Source organism: uncultured Bacteroides sp., assembly GCF_910578895.1.
Taxonomy (GTDB): domain Bacteria; phylum Bacteroidota; class Bacteroidia; order Bacteroidales; family Bacteroidaceae; genus Bacteroides.
Genome location: NZ_CAJTSC010000031.1, coordinates 1 through 16,302, shown reverse-complemented (window position 1 = coordinate 16,302; position 16,302 = coordinate 1). Strand labels below are relative to the sequence as shown.

The following is a 16,302-nucleotide window of genomic DNA, read 5'->3' as shown; positions in this document are numbered from 1 at the left end:
TGTAACAATCTGTTCAGTTAAGAAGAACTGCCTGTTTTAGAAGATATCAGAACACAGATAATCGCTTCGCTCAGAATAACATCAGGATATTCAGCAAATAACATAAAATTAGTCAACTAATTTATAGTCAATTGCAAATTAGTTGGCTAATTTTATGTTATTTGCTGAATATCCCTATATAGTGAAATCCGCCGGAAAAAAAGGCGTTATTTCATGAGCGATATAACCCATCGGTTCGCTCTCTGCATTGAAATTATATCTTTCTTTCGTACTGTTTACAGTTAATATTCATCGTTGTCTATTTATCAATATAAACAGCCGGTTTTCCACACCATTGTCCGTCCGGCATATCACAAGAATAAATTTTCCCGTTCCACATTACATTAATTTTCTTGCAATCTTTGTTCATCAATGCATCTGTTACCGAAAACTTTACTCCCGAAGCATCTTGTTCTATCAAGATAGCACACGGAGCTGATACCGATAATTGTCCCTTTCCGGTTTTCAAGTTCGATTGTTCATTATAGAAGACCGCTTCTATAATTTTTCCATCTAAAGATTGCACCGCCTGTACCAATGTATCATTACGTAATACTTTAAATGGATATTTCGTTGCGGGCATTCCCTCGCCGGCATAGACCACATAACCATACGTATCGTTCACCGGAGCCTGCCCATGGTCTATCCACATCCGGAAAATATCCACTTCAGCAGGCAAATCCTTTTTATTTTGATTCGACTGATTCATTTTCACCCAGTCGGTTTTCTTGGTCTCACAGACATAGCGGGCCTTCTGCCTGTATTCGGGAAATACGGAATAGGCGAACTTGTCCTGCTGCACCACCCATTCGATGCCTTTTCCCTTGTAAGCATATACTTCTCCGGTCTTTGCCGTCTGTTCTATGGTAGTCCGGATGTTCCCTTCCATTTCAGGTTGCTTGTTGGTGATGCCGGCACCTAAAGCCACCATATAATCGCCCAACATGAAATAAGCTTTATAAGCTTGTACGCCATAAAGGAGTGCATTTTTCCCTTGGTTGTCGCCTTGGTCGTTCACCCCTTCCTTGTCTGAGCCGTTCATCTTCTCGAAAATGTGTCCGGCAACGGCATTCTCGCCACCCAAAGTAGCGGCAGCGGCAAAGTTGTGCTTGCTGCAATAACCGCGCCAGTTAGTCACGGGCACCAGTTTATCCATGCCTTCACGGGCGGTCACACCGGGGAAGGCAGTCACATCGAAAGCGCCGAAGACCTTGCGGTATTCGTCTCCGCTCTTTTGGAAAAGGGTACTGCCGTCTGTGGTGTAGAAGTTATAGCAATCGGCAAAACCATTCGCACTTTCGATACCATCGCAACGGACGGAAGTCATATTGACTGTGATGTGATAACGGTCGTTCTTCTTCATCAGGTCGTCATTGTTGAAGAACCAGTGTGTCCCGTTGTACACATTGCCATACTCTGCCATACGGATGGATTTCTCTTGGCTCTCGGCATATAGCTGCTTGATTTCCTGCAGTTCTTCCGAAGTAAAGGAGTCCGCCCAATGCTCTATCAGCTGCTTCAGCATCCCTCCATAGCGGATGACGGAAGGACTTGGCTGGTAGCTCATGGAGTTACGGTCCAGGCAAGGCAAGGCATATCCTTTATAGTAGTAATAGTTGCTTCCTCTGAAATAGTTCAGCAGGGCATCCACGTTCTCTCGGGTCAGTTTCTGTTCCCACGGAGAGCCTTTCAGCATACTCAGCATATTCAGGGCGTTCAGCGTGCCGTCGATGGGGTATCCCCATATCAGACATTGCTTTCCATGTCCCCACCCGGCACCATCCACCGTAAAACCTTCGTTCCAGAAAGACTCCTCATACGTTTGCTGCGAGGTCACGCTGATTGCCTTCCGGCACACTTCGGACAGCAGGTCTATCATGGGAATGGAACGATACATGAATGCCACCGGCAGCAACGAACGATAAGCCAGCGCATTGCCGCCTACCCACCAGACGTGATGACGGAAACGTTCTATCTGAACCACATTCTTGTCGGTCTCGTCGTTCCGGAAGGGTTGTGTCCATGCCTGTAAGGCAAGCATCTTCAGCATATCGCAAGTGGCGGACAGTTGCTTGTCCTCCACACGTCCTTGTTCCACGTCTTCCATCTGCTTCAGGTGGCAGAAGTAGATGTTCACCGCCACCGTTGGAATGGCAAAGCAGGAGGAGTGGAAACGTTGCCAGGTATTCGGACGCCCGATTTCCATGTCACCATAACGGAGTATGGACTTCTGGCATCTGTCCCAAATGTCCGCATTCTTGTCCACTGTCAACACTCCATGCCGAAAAGCTTCCGAGATATGCATAATGCGGTTCAGAGCATCGGCAATCGACCCGGCACTGTCAGCCGCATTTCCTCCCTTGGCCTTCCCCGCATCCTCATCCTTCAGGTCGGAGAAAGAGCCGTCCGCCATGAGTAACGGCACATATTCTTTCCATTGAGATTTGGAGAAGTCAATCCCCCGATACGGATGTTTCGAGAAATGGTCACGGAAAGCGAGGATGGATGCTTCTTTCGCCGCATCCTTCATTTCCCGGGCGGCGTTCGCATACTGGCGGTAGTTGTCGAAAGCAATCTTCCGCTCCATCTCCTGCGCCAGCAAGGCCGATGAGAATAGCAGCGCACTAGCTAATAAAAACAATCTGTATTTCATTTTATTCTTTTCTTATTGCAAAAGAGGTTTCCATCACCAGGCATCCAAGCAACAAAAACCTCTTTCTGTTTTTATAATATGATTATTTCAAAATCACAGGATACAACGTGCCGCCTGCCGGTTTCGGATAATCCTCCACGACCCTGAAGTTTGTATACAGGTCAGCAGGTTTTACCTCCCAAGGCCCTACATAAAGTTCGTTATCTGACCAAGGAGTATTGTTGTCCCTGTTCAATTCCAGACATTTGTTGCGGTAAATAAAATTCTTACCGCCTACTTTATGTTGAACGGACCAAGGTCCCATGATAGCACAATAGCTTTCACCTAATGTTGTAGGAAGGGTTATTTTATTATATTCAATTAAGTTATTTCCGCCATCATCATTGTGAAAAGAAAATTCTTGTTCTACATCATTCTTATAAAACACATTATAAAACGAAGTAGGATCTTGCATTGAGATATGACGAAGATGAATCACATGACATCCTGTAATCAGATTATAAGATCCCCCGATATGTAAATATCCCATATAACCACCTTTATTATAAGAACCATCAACATCCAAATCACGAATTGTATTATGTTTACCATCGTTTTGAGTTGTATTACCTATCACAAAAGCATGTGAAGCAATATTCTTCATTTTTACATTATCAATGTAACAATTCCTGGCTCCTTTCATTTCTATAGTAGCATGCTTAGCAAGCCCCATACCAAGCAAGGTTTCCTCCATGATTGTAGGATCAGGCGGGGTAGAAGCGTATTTCCCTTCAATTGATATATTACGGATACCCGCTTTATCTGCATTATAATAAGAGAATCCACCCTTATCTGTCAATGCAACAATTACTCCATCCCTACTTTCACCGATTAATACATCCTGATTATAAAGCCTTATTTGTGATTCAAAAGTATAATTTCCATTCTTCAACAATATAATCCGCGGTGCATACTTATCTCCACTAAGAATAAAATCATTAATCTCTTTAGCAGAAGTTCCCGCTTCAAATATTTTGGTAATCTTGGATAGCTGTACCTCCAAAGAGGGTATTCCCCCTGTTACGCCAGCCTTCATCCACTCTTGCATTTGTGGATAATTGTCATCTAATTTATTCAAATCAAATTGAACATTAGCGTCTCCTATTCTTGTTTGTGTATTCCAAGGCTCACATTGCCATACCTGCCGTGCAAATATTCTCTCCTTTCCCGATGACGAGCGCAGGGTCATGCTCGCACTCCGGACGATGCCGTCTTCATTCGGCTTCACCGTCACGTTCACTTCCATCGGACCAGTCTCTAAGGTCGATTCTCCCGAAATCACATCAAACTCAATCCAATCCACATCGCTTTCCAACATCCACGGACAATCTGCTGCTACATAAATAGGAAATCGTCCCCCTTCCGGAAGTAACTCATCACTCAGGTTTCCAAACTCAAACACGGCAGCCAGTTGTTTTACCTCAATCACATACTCTCCCTTTATCTTAGGAGACGCAATTATTACGTTAGCGGTTCGGTTCTTGCCTGTCGTGTTATCTTCCACCTCCAACCGGGCGTGGATGCCATTATCCCATGTGATAACTACCTTGCACCATTCCCGGTCACTCTTTATCGAACAGTTGAAAGGATCCTCCACCGTAAAGGCTATTGAAAAATCCAATCCCGGCTCAGCGGGCACTTCATACTTTGTCAGCGCATCCGTAGTAAAGCCTGCCGGAAGAGTAGACTCCATAATCTGATTGTCGCCACACGACACCAGAAGGAGCGACAAAACCACTGTTATATAGTTGAATATATGTTTCATTACATCTTATTTTTAAAGAGAACCAATTTAATTACCTCCTTCAGTCCAACCAGGGTTCTGTGTCAGATTTCCGTTGACATAGATTTCTTTCTGAGGGATAGGATACAGATACATCTTGTCATCCCAAACACGATCCTGTACCTTTTCTTTCTTATAAGAGAGCGTACCATTATTGTTCTGTATCTTCACACCGTAAATCTCCTTCACAAGTTCACCCTCTTTCCAACGGCGGATATCCCAAAAGCGATGATCCTCGAACGCCAATTCGATACGACGTTCTTTACGTACCTTCGCACGAAACTCCGTTTGGTTGGCAGCAACCACCGCTTTCATATTGGCAGCCGTACGAACTTGATTCAGTGCATCACGGGCAGAAAGCGGATGAGTAGCATCTGTGTAGTCGGGACCTTGCCACTCGTTCATAGCCTCAGCATAGTTCAATAAAACTTCCGCATAACGGTAACCGGGGAAATGATGAGGCTTGGTAACCGGCTTCACCGGATCCAAAGAAATAGTTTCGTCCACCAACTTCTTCAAATAATAACCCGTAGTAGTGGCGCCATCCAACGGAGTACCGTTCTTCCCACCTTCGTAAGTTTCCAGTTTGATTTTCATAAACGTCCTGCCATTACAAAGCACATTCTGATAAAGACGGGGATCACGGGTCGGCTTTCCTTGCGCATCATAGTACATATTTGCCACATGCCCCGGATTGTTCCAATCGAACGGAGTGCCATCCGCCATTTCATACTCGTCTACCAGATTCTGTGTCGGCACATTTCTGCCCAGTGACACTTCGCCGAAACCGCCAACCGGGAGATTGTTGCGTTCGAAAGTATTGTTCGTACCGCCACGGGTCTCAAAGACCAATTGCTTGGAAGGCAAGACATCATTACCGCTTTGGTTCCACAACGGGTCCTTGTCAATCGTTTCCAGTTGATAGGCATTCAGTTTGATTACCTCGTATGCCGCATCGGCAGCTTTTTTCCAAAGTTCGACATTATTGTCCTTATTGAACAACGGGCTCGCCGCATAGAGCAATGCGCGGGCACGGATGGCATAAGCGGCACCACGAGTCACACGACCGGTCTCCTTACCGACAAAATCATTGAAAGATATAGGAAGCTCGGAAGCCTGTGTGGCACACTCTTCATCAATATAGTCGATTACCTCTTGAAATGCTGATTTCTCCACATGATTGATTTCATCCATTGCATAAGTCTTCAGTACCAGAGGAATGTCCCCATAGCGCTTGGCGAGTTCAAAGTGATAAAGGGCACGCAATACCTTCACCTCTTTCAATGCCATACGGGCTTTCGCCATATCATCTTCATAATTCTTGTCCCATTTATAAATGTCAAGCAATTCTTCCGTATAGTTTTCCAGGAAAAGATTCACGTCATGAATGATGTCATAATATCCTCCCCACTGATTGTCAATCAGATTAATCGGGCTCCATTTATTGGTGTACATATCATACACGGCATTGCTGTTTTCCGTATACATCGCGTTGTCGGTGGCAGACTCACGCAACGCACTTCCAATGACACCGTAATCGGAAGGTAACTTACGATAAATAGCAGTAGACTGCATTTGGATATTCTCAAAAGTCGCATAAGCCTGGTGCTTGTTAAGCCCCTGTGACTCATCGAACTCCAGAAAATCGCAACCGCCTAATAGAATCGCAGCGGACACAAAAGCGAAATATTTAGTTATTTTCATATCGTTCTGTTGTTTTTTAGAAGTTAATGTTTAAACCGACATACACAGACATCAAGTCGGGATAATTCACGGAAAGATCCTCGCAATTGGAATAATCGATGTGGTCCAGTGAAAACAGATTGTTAGCTCTTACGTATACCTGGCATTTTTCCATCTTCATGGACTTCACCCACTTTTGAGGCAAGTTATAATAAATGTTCAGATTGCGTAATTTGAAATAAGAGCCGTCTGCCAACCATTGGGTACTGCTACGGAAATTGTTGGCATTGTCGAGCGTAGTCAGACGAGGCAAGGTAGCAATCTCCTTAGTATCTTCAGTCCAACGCACATTATCACTCAGATACCACTTAGACAAGTTGTTCTTGCCATTACGCAACGGCCAGTACACACTCGCCGTATTCAACATACGGCTCAACTGGCCTGCACCTTGGAACAACATATCCAATCCAAAACCTTTGTATTCAAAGCCCAGATTTATGCCGTAGAAAAATCCCGGTGTGGTGGAATGACCGATAGCTACCACGTCGTGCTCGTCAATCTGCTTATCACCGTTCTGATCCTTATACTTTATATCGCCCGGACGTACTTCAGAGAACAACTGTTTAGGACTGTTTTCAATATCCTTCCAATCATCGAAATATCCGATGGCCACCAAACCGTAATTCTGTCCTAACCGATTACCTTTCTTATACAGATAATCGTATGGTTGGTATCCTTCGCCGTTTTCTATGATTTCAGTCTTCATGGATGAGAAATTCCCGCCCACATAATAGTTGAAGTCCTTACCTACTCTGTCCCGCCAAGCCAACGACAGTTCAAGCCCTTTGGTATCAACCGCACCGATACATTCTTGCGGAACCCTTGTACCAATTACTCCCGAATACAATGCATCCGCATTAACCAACATATTTCTGCGTTTATCCATATAGAAATCAGCAGTCAAAGACAAACGTCTATCCAACATCTGCAAATCAAAACCAACATCATATTTGTCCGCCATTTCAATATCTACATTTTCCATTGCTAATGCACCGGCAATCATACCTGGAAAACTTTGCGGAGTATCTCCGAACTGATATCCCCCGCTATTGTCCCAATAACGTCTATCCAATTCGTAATCGATATTGTCATTGCCCGAACGCCCCCAAGAAGCACGGAGTTTCAAGTAATCCAACACATTCTGATTCTTCATAAATGTTTCGTTGGAAAGAAGCCAAGCAGCGGATACAGCCGGATAAGTACGATATTTATCGTTCTTGCTCAATACGCTTGTCCCCATACGGTTCACCAAAACATCCAACGCATAGCGATTATCATAATTGTATCCTCCGGCAAACATATATGACTGGCGATACATAGACTTGTTTCTTCCTTTCGGAACATACGACTGTTGCCAATATTGCAACAATCCATTTACCGCATGACGACCAAAAGCACGGTCATAACCAACCTTACCTTCAATTACCGTACGCATATACTGACTGTTCAAGTGGCTATTATTAATGGACAAGGCTTTATCCTCACCCTTCAATTCACTCACCACCTCATAAACTCCCGTTTCGGTATTCAGTACCAGATTATTCTGTTCATAAGCATAAGATTGAGTTCCCGTTTCCTGAAATACGGCATCGTTATCATAAGCTATGGACAATTCGGCACTCAGCCCCTTCGTCAGCATAGACAAATCCTGATGAATACGCAGATTAGACTGTAGCAAGCGGCGATCCGTTCTGAAATACCCTATATCAGCAATCTCTGCTATCGGATTGTGCGGGAAAAGCATACTTCCACCCCATTGTCCGGAAGAAGTGCGTACCGGGAACGCAGCCGAAGGAGTATCATACAAGTAAGAAAAAATATTACCTTCACTTGTTCTCGGACGATTCTCCTCACGCAGCATGCCAAACATAGACAACGTAGCCGTAGTAGTACTGGTAAGATCTATATCCAGATTGATACGTGCATTCAGGTCGTACCTCTTCATCTGCGCATCATAACGGTCGGACATCCGTGTAAGGTTCTTATTCAAAATACCTTGGTCGTTTTTATAATTGACCAGTGCATAATAACGTAATGCCTTACCACCTCCACGGAAAGAAAGATTCAACTGATGGTTTGTAGTATGATTACGTAACGCCTCGTCCATCCAGTCCGTATTGGCATACAAGTCACGGTTGGTACCGTTTTTAAAGTGTTCCAGTTCCGTCCTGTCATACTGCAAGGGTAGTCCGTCATAATATAATGCTTCATTCTTCATGGCAGCATACGTATAGCCATCCACAAATTCCGGCTGATTGACCGGCATCCCCACTCCAAAGGTATAATTCACGTTCATACTCTTGGTGTTATACTGACCGCGTTTTGTCTTTACTACAATAACCCCATTAGAACCACGTAATCCCCATAAAGCTGTGGCAGCACCATCTTTCAGAACAGAAACACTTTCCACTTCGTCCATATTGACATATTCCAACGGACGAGGTATCCCGTCTACGATTACCAGTGGTTCGGAGCCCTTCAAGGACCCTCCTCCACGGACCGTAAGACTTGCGTTGTCCGTCCATCCGGTATTTTGTTTTACCATCAGACCCGGAAACATACCATACAATGCATTGCTCAGATTAGGAGACGAGTTTGTCCGTAACACATCTCCCGAGACAGTAGTGACCGCTTGTGTCTGTTCGCGTTCCGTATGGTCTACTCCCCTGTTTTCTATCAGGAAATCCATATCGGCCAAACGGATTTCAATCGAGTTGCCCGATACCCATACACGTCTTACCTTCCCGTCTGCATATCTCACTTCGATATAGTCGCCTTCATCCGCCTTGATAGCGAATGTACCGTTTTCATCGGTAATCACTTTGTTTCCCGGTGCACCTACGGTAGCTACCGACACTCCCTTCATAGGAATGCCGTAACGGTCTTGCACTATACCTGTAACTGTCTGTTGAGCCATTGCCGAGAGCGAAAATAGCCCCACCAGCCCAAACATCAATATATTTCTTTTTTTCATACTGCTTTTGTGCTAATAATTAGAATTTAGATTATTCCCAACCGGGATTTTGAACCAAGCCATACTTTTTATTGATTTCCGCCAACGGAAGTGGAGTCAAATAGTAACGGTCGTCCCAAAATTCCACCCACTGGCGTCTGTTGGGGAAGAATTGTGTCAGTTCATGACGGAAAGAGCCATCTGGTTCTTTCCAAGTGTCCAACGTATACCGGGTGATATCCAGATAATCCTTATGTTTCCAACGGTTGATATCGAAATAACGGACTTCCTCAAAACCAAATTCCAATGCCCTTTCACGCAAAATAGTTTCACGCAAATCTTCGCCCGGAGCGACCATTTCTTTGGTATATCCCCACATCTCCACACGGCTGCGGACCAAATTGATGTAGTCGTAAGCATCACGTCCGAACTCATCCTTTTCCGTAGCCTTGCCCAGCTCGTTCATTGCTTCGGCTATGCTCAAATAAACTTCCGGCAGGCGCATCAGAGGACACTCATAGAATTTATTCTGCACATCATTTCTCAAATCTTGTGTATGCTTGCGTACGGCAATACCAGGGATGGCATAGTTATTCCAAATCCAGTCACCATTACCTTTTCCTCCCATACGGTTGGGAGCATCACGCCCCGACCAGTAGATTTCGGCTTTACGTCCTAACATCTTATCCTGATTTACAATAACCGTCTCATACAAACGAGGATCGCGAAGCATATTACCATCCGCATCAAAGAAAGGATATTTGGCGTGCATCGGATCATTCCAATCAAATTCAGAACCATCCTTCATCTGGAACATATTCACATAGTTCATCGTAGGTTGTCCTGCACCGTATCTGATTTGTGCGACAGTTTTGCTGTTTACATCCCATTTGGTATAGCGATGGCTACAAATCAAGATTTCATGGTTGTAACGGGTGAAATAACCTGTACAAAAGTCCTTACGAGGATCACCAGTATTAACCAGTTGATAAGAGTTACCATGTTTTTGGTTCTCGCGTAAGAATGCCAGACCAGCCTCCAAAGCTTTTTGCCAACGGTTTTTATCATAACCTCCCCACCAAGTGTAATGTAAGTCAGAAGCTTCACCCGCCTTGAAAGGTTTATCGCTATTGAACAAAGGACTGGCAGCGAACAACAAGAAACGAACCTTCAACGCCATCATACCGGCTTTTGTCATACGCCCGTCATCGGCAGCCTCCACTTCCCAAGGCAGCATTTCGGCAGCCTCGTCTATCAACGTACAAACTTTGTCTACCATCTCTTCCACTGTCATACGAGTGAAGTACATCTCATCTTCAGGGCTATAAGCGCCATCAATCCAAGGCATACCTCCCAAATAACGGAACATCTGTACATAATGAAAAGCGATGATAGCTTTAGCTTCCCCTTTACGGATCCGCTTCTTTTCATCTGTCATATCTGGCACACGGTCCACATTATCCAAGAAAAGATAAGCCTTACGGATACCCCAAGTTGCAGAAAACGCACCGTCATCTTCGTCATAAAGTATCTGATAAGGACCACCCCCCGGGTCAGCAGCAGATATGGTTCCTTTATGATAACCGTTACCACCACCTTTAGTCATATCCGCCAAATCGGTCAAAGACTCCAATATGCCCCACGACAACCGGTTCTGATGGGGTTGGAAATCGGGAAGCGTATGATAAACTTGTGCCAATGCCTGTTCTGCATACACTTCATGTGCATAGACACTATCTATATTCATCTCGTCACTCAACGGTTTCTCAAGAAAGGCATTACCAAACTTGAAGTCGTCGCATCCCACGAACAACAACGAGGAAGCCACTAATAAACTACTGATATATTTCTTCATAGTCATTTTATCTTTAGAAAGTAATGTTCACACCCAGGTTATAAATCTTCACGACAGGATAACGGTCGTTATACCAATCCGGATTGGACTCCGGATCCATAATATCAAGCTTGTCGAAAGTCAACAAGTTATAGCCTGTAAATTTGATGCCCAACTGGCTGATGCCTATCTTCTTCAAGGCCGGACGGTTAGTAAAATTATACCCCACAGTCAAGTTTTTCAGTTTCAGATAAGAACCGTCTCTCACCCAAAGGTCCGATTGCCTATGATTATAAACCGAATGGTCTTTAGAAAGGCGGGGAGCAGTAGCTGTCTCTGCTGTTTCCGGCCGCCAAATGCCCTCTGTCTGATATTTCATCAATGTGCCTTCAAACGGAGTGCTGAAGTAACTGCTTAACACGACCGAACGCTCGGCAGCGCCTGTCCAGTTCATGGAAAAGAAGAGACCTTTATAGTCAAAACCATAGTTCAGGCCGAATGTATAGTTAGGGCGCGACGAATAACCTATCTGGCACTGGTCATCCTCATCAATAAACTTGTCACCATTCAAATCCTTGTACTTCACATCACCTGGCAATACGGCAATCTGAGTACCCGGTACACCTTCTTTCAACGTATATTTCTTGTTACCTCTATCATCGGTAGTGATGTCGAAATCATCATCATTATAGAAACCTTCAGCAACATAACCAAACACGGCACCGACCTGTTTGCCCGTACGCCACAAATAAGGTTCGTTAGGTTCCACCTCGTCCTGGAACGTTATTTTATTCTTGGCATAAGACATATTGGAATTGATATAATAACTGAAATCATCGCCAATACGGTCGTTCCAACTCAATTCGATTTCATAACCCCTATTTTCCACTTCACCCATATTCACTACCGGGAGCAAGGCACTGGTAAAAGCAGTAATGCCCGGAAGAGTCTTGCGAGCAATCAGGATATCTTTACGTTTTTCAATAAAGTAGTCAAATTTAGCTTTCAAACGGTTACTCAAGAAATTCACATCGACACCATAATTCTGTTTCAAGGAAGTTTCCCAAGTTACGTTACGATTACCCAAACGGTTTTCCAACGCACCTTTCATAACGGTGTTATTATCATAACCAAAATTATACCCCCACTGATTATGTGCCCAGTCTTTATCTTTACCGCTTTTGTCTATATCATAACTGTCCGGAAGATAAAGGAAACGATTGTTACTCATATTATCATTACCTACCAAACCAACTGTGGCTCTGAACTTCAGGAAATCAAGGAACTTGATGTCTTTCATAAATTTCTCTTCTGAAAGGATATAACCTAAAGAAAAAGCAGGGAAAGTACCGAAACGCTTGTCCGGCGCAAAGTTCTCAGAACCATTGTAACCTATATTGAATTCTGCCAGATAACGGGATTTGTAATCGTAAGTAGCCCTACCGACCAAACCTACATAAGCAGTTGGAATAAACGTCAATTGTGAGGGATAGTATTTCTTGTTCTGGTTGTAAAGCAACAAACCCGTTACATTATGGTCACCGAATTTGTGGTTATAACGGAAACTGGCCTCAAAATACCAGTTACGTCCACGGCCATCATCCTCGCTATAATCCGGGCCATCCTCGTTTCCATTCACCTTGTAAACAATCGTCTTATTGAAGTCCGGGTCTGCGGGATCCATTTCAGGATTTTCCAGTTCCGACTGGTAATAAGCTTCGTACGAACGGTAACGTGCGGCACGCTTCGTCATCCCTTTCTTAAATGTATAGTCAGTATTATAAGCACCTTTGACTTCCACAGAGAGTCCTTTGGTCAGAAAATCCAGCTTCTGCACTAAGTGCAGATCCATATTCAACGTATTGGTCATCGTCTTGAGCCAACCGCGATTATAAATACTCGTGACCGGGTTATTATTTACAATATCACCGTACCGGTTAGGAATAACGACCGCTTTTCCATCAATCACCCCCGGACTGGTAAACGGCTGGCTGTTATTCATAGTCCTCCACATAGTCTGTTCGTCAACAGCCGACTGTTTACGGTTGCCTACAACCCCGCCAATGCCCAGCTTCAAGGTAGTGGTCCTGCTGATGTCAATATCCAGGTTAGTACGATAGTTATAACGGTTGTAGTTGTATCCCTCCGAGTTGTTTCCGAATTTCTTAAAGAGACCGTCCTGGAAAAGATAGCCTACAGAAATAAAATAACGCACCTGGTCGGTTCCACCCGATATATTCAGATTGTGCTGGGTCTGTACGGCTGCTTTATTCAGCATATATGAACGCCAGTCCATACTTGGATACATAATAGGGTCGTCACCCAAGCGGAAACGTTCCAGGTCATATTCCGTAAAATATCTGTCCGGGTCGCGTCCGTCATTTACCTCACGTTCCCTGAACAGCATGGCATACGTATAGCTGTCCGCATTGTGCAACATACGGGTGGGGGTCTGCATGCCTACCGATGAATTAACCGCTATCTTAGCCTTGCCTTTTTCACCACGGCGAGTCGTTACAAGTATCACACCATTCGCACCACGCACACCGAACACGGCTGTAGCGGAAGCATCTTTCAACACCGTCACATCTTCTATCTCGTTGGGATCCATCTGAAAGAAACTACGCTCCACACCATCCACCAGAATCAACGGGGCAGAACCGGCTTCAGTCAACGCACCCGCACCACGGATGAAAATCTTAGGATCTTCGGCACCCGGCTGTCCGCTCGACTGAACCGATGAAAGACCCGGAATCTTTCCCGCCAACGAGTTGGCGACACTCGAGTTGGGCGACTGCAGCAACGCATCTGTCTTCACCGATGAAATGGCACCGGTCAGCGTCTCTTTCTTCTGAACGCCGTATGCCACCACCGTCATTTCTTCCAACATTTCAGAGTCTTCCTTCAAAACCACCTTAATGTTTGTTTTGCCATTCAAAGGAATTTCCTGATCACTGTAACCTATAAAGCTAACTTTCAGCACCACTGTCTTGGGATTCTGGACTTGAAGGCGGAAATTACCGTCCATATCGGTAATAACGCCGTTAACAGTTCCTTTTTCAATGACATTGGCACCGGCTACAGGTCCCATGTCATCAGAGACATTACCTGTAACCGTGACTTGCGCAAAAGCCGTCACCGGCACAAAAAACATCATAAGTGATAGCCAAAAAGCTAACTTAAATCTGATTTTTCTTTTCATAAATACTAAATTTAAATTATTACATTTCACACACATTTTTAACTTCATGCTCATTTGCAGAGTCCCATGCAAGGAGGGTAAAAAAGACAGGTCAACATCTGAAACTATTATACAACACAAATCTTCGTTCCATAATTTATTAGATTTTAAAAGATTAATTAAGCAGGTTTAATACCTGTATGTTAAAATACTGCTACTGTTACAAAAACAGGAACATAAGCGTGGGAAAAACAACACTTATAGTTCACAAAAGTTACAATTTCATTCAAAAAGGGAATGCGAAAGCACTCCTGTCCGCAACGCATGCGTTTGTTTCTTGCCTCAATTCATGTGTCCCGACAAAAGGAACGATTAATAATAGAATGGGGTGTTATCCTGAAAAAAACTTCTCACCCTTATCCTGTTTACCCTTGTTTGCTTCCATCCTTTTTACGTTTCAGCGCTTCCAGGAAATAGTAATCCGCATAATTCAACGGCACGTCGACCTCCGCACCCATCGGCAACGCCCCTACAGAGTGCATGAGGATGAAGTTGCCGTTCGTACCCGCCTTTGCCCGATAAGCGGCGGAGCTCAAATTCTCCACAATCTTATCCGCCACCTCGCAGCAATGCGATTCCGGCAGGTAAGCGTCCAGTTCGTACAAGGCGGAGGCTGTAATGGCCGCCGCCGAGGCATCACGCGGCACATTGGGGATATTCAACGCATCGTAGTCCCAATAGGGCACCAGGTCCTTCGGAAGATTAGGGTGGGTAAATATGAAGTCATAAATGCGCCGCGCCTGTGCCAGGTATTCCGGTTTGCGTGTGTAGCGGTAGCACATCGTATAACCGTACAGCCCCCATGCCTGCCCTCTTGCCCAAGCCGACTCGTCGGCATATCCCTGAGCTGTCTGCTTGCCGCGCACCTCACCGCTTTCCGGGTCGTAATCCACCACATGATAACAACTGTAGTCCTCGCGGTAATGGTTCTTCAAGGTGCGATCGGCGTGGCTGACCGCCATATTATAATAGGTGGAATCGCCGGACAGGCGGGTTGCTTCAAAAAGCAGTTCCAGGTTCATCATGTTATCAATTATCACCGGACACTTCCAGCCACGTTCCGACTGCCATCCCCGGTCTACGTTCCACGACTGGATCACGCCGGCATTGGGACGAAAACGGGTAGACAACGATTCAGCCGCCCGGACAATCACCTTGCCGTAATCCCTGCCTCCCAAACGCATTCCGTTGAGGAAGCTGCATCCTGCCATAAAGCCGACATCGTGATGCCAGGTGACATATTGCACCGAATCGATGGCCTCTGTGTATTTCACCGCCAACGCTTCCCACTTCTTATCTCCCGTGAGGTGATACAAGTGCCACATGCTTCCCGGGAAAAAACCGCTGGTCCAATCCCGGTAAGGGACGTAAACCGTCTTTCCGTCTTTATCCAAGGTGCGCGGATTCAATATCCGCCCGCTCTCCTCTATCTGCTCCGCCATCAGGGAATACTGCCCGGCGGCATTCCTCACATTGTCCGAAATCAAATCACCGGCAGTTGCCGCTCCCGGCTTGCAACCCGCAAATGCCAACAACGACATCCCGGCGAATATCAACAAACAGCTTCTCATATATACATCGTTCATAATGGTTCTTAATCACACTGCAAATGTGGCAAGACAACCGGAAACAGGCGTGAAGTGTAAATACATCCGGCATACGTTCTGCGTACACCACGCCGGACAAAACGAAATGTACGCAGAACGCAGGTGTTTTGTACTCCCGCCCCCGCTCCCGTTTCATGACAAAAAGAGAGCAAAACCGCTGTTTTGCTTACTCCCGCCCCTGCGCCTTTGTTCCGAAACAGAGATACCTTGCATAAAACGCGGATACGCATGCGCTTTTTCCCGATAAAGATGCACGGTTTATGCGGAAAACCGTTTTTTCTCCCGTCGGACACAAGTGTTTCGGCCGAGGGACATTAATGTCTGACGTGAGCGGCATTAATGTCTGTCACGATAGACATTAATGTCCATCACGAGCAGCATTAATGCCGCTCGCCACAAACACCGATATC

General features: G+C 45.2%; 7 protein-coding genes. All 7 read right to left on the bottom strand.

The genetic code is table 11. The annotated features are described in order from the left end of the window. Positions 1-298 precede the first annotated feature (298 nt). The 7 genes from QZ327_RS09130 to QZ327_RS09100 all read right to left on the bottom strand — a co-directional run bounded on the left by QZ327_RS09130 (position 299) and on the right by QZ327_RS09100 (position 15,826). On the bottom strand, positions 299-2,692 hold the full coding sequence (locus QZ327_RS09130; protein ID WP_294618766.1) for a polysaccharide lyase family 8 super-sandwich domain-containing protein: 2,394 nt from the start codon (positions 2,690-2,692) through the stop codon (positions 299-301). An 82-nt stretch (positions 2,693-2,774) separates the two neighbouring features. Next, positions 2,775-4,496 (bottom strand): BACON domain-containing carbohydrate-binding protein, encoded by a 1,722-nt coding sequence (locus tag QZ327_RS09125; protein WP_294618765.1) that lies wholly within the window; start codon positions 4,494-4,496, stop codon positions 2,775-2,777. Between the two features lie 27 nt (positions 4,497-4,523). Continuing rightward, the gene (locus tag QZ327_RS09120) at positions 4,524-6,218 is read right to left on the bottom strand and encodes a RagB/SusD family nutrient uptake outer membrane protein (RefSeq protein ID WP_294618764.1); all 1,695 of its coding nucleotides are present in this window, start codon (positions 6,216-6,218) and stop codon (positions 4,524-4,526) included. A gap of 16 nt (positions 6,219-6,234) precedes the next feature. Then, positions 6,235-9,231 carry a SusC/RagA family TonB-linked outer membrane protein gene (locus tag QZ327_RS09115; RefSeq protein ID WP_294618763.1) on the bottom strand — a complete coding sequence of 999 codons (2,997 nt, stop codon included), beginning with the start codon at positions 9,229-9,231 and terminating at the stop codon, positions 6,235-6,237. Positions 9,232-9,262: 31 nt separating this feature from the next. After that, the gene (locus QZ327_RS09110; RefSeq protein WP_294618762.1) at positions 9,263-11,065 is read right to left on the bottom strand and encodes a RagB/SusD family nutrient uptake outer membrane protein; all 1,803 of its coding nucleotides are present in this window, start codon (positions 11,063-11,065) and stop codon (positions 9,263-9,265) included. Positions 11,066-11,078: 13 nt separating this feature from the next. Next, positions 11,079-14,201: a TonB-dependent receptor gene (locus QZ327_RS09105; protein WP_294618761.1), complete on the bottom strand. Its 3,123-nt coding sequence runs from the start codon at positions 14,199-14,201 to the stop codon at positions 11,079-11,081. A gap of 449 nt (positions 14,202-14,650) precedes the next feature. Next, the gene (locus tag QZ327_RS09100) at positions 14,651-15,826 is read right to left on the bottom strand and encodes a glycoside hydrolase family 88 protein (RefSeq protein WP_294618782.1); all 1,176 of its coding nucleotides are present in this window, start codon (positions 15,824-15,826) and stop codon (positions 14,651-14,653) included. Between the last annotated feature and the right edge of the window lie 476 nt (positions 15,827-16,302).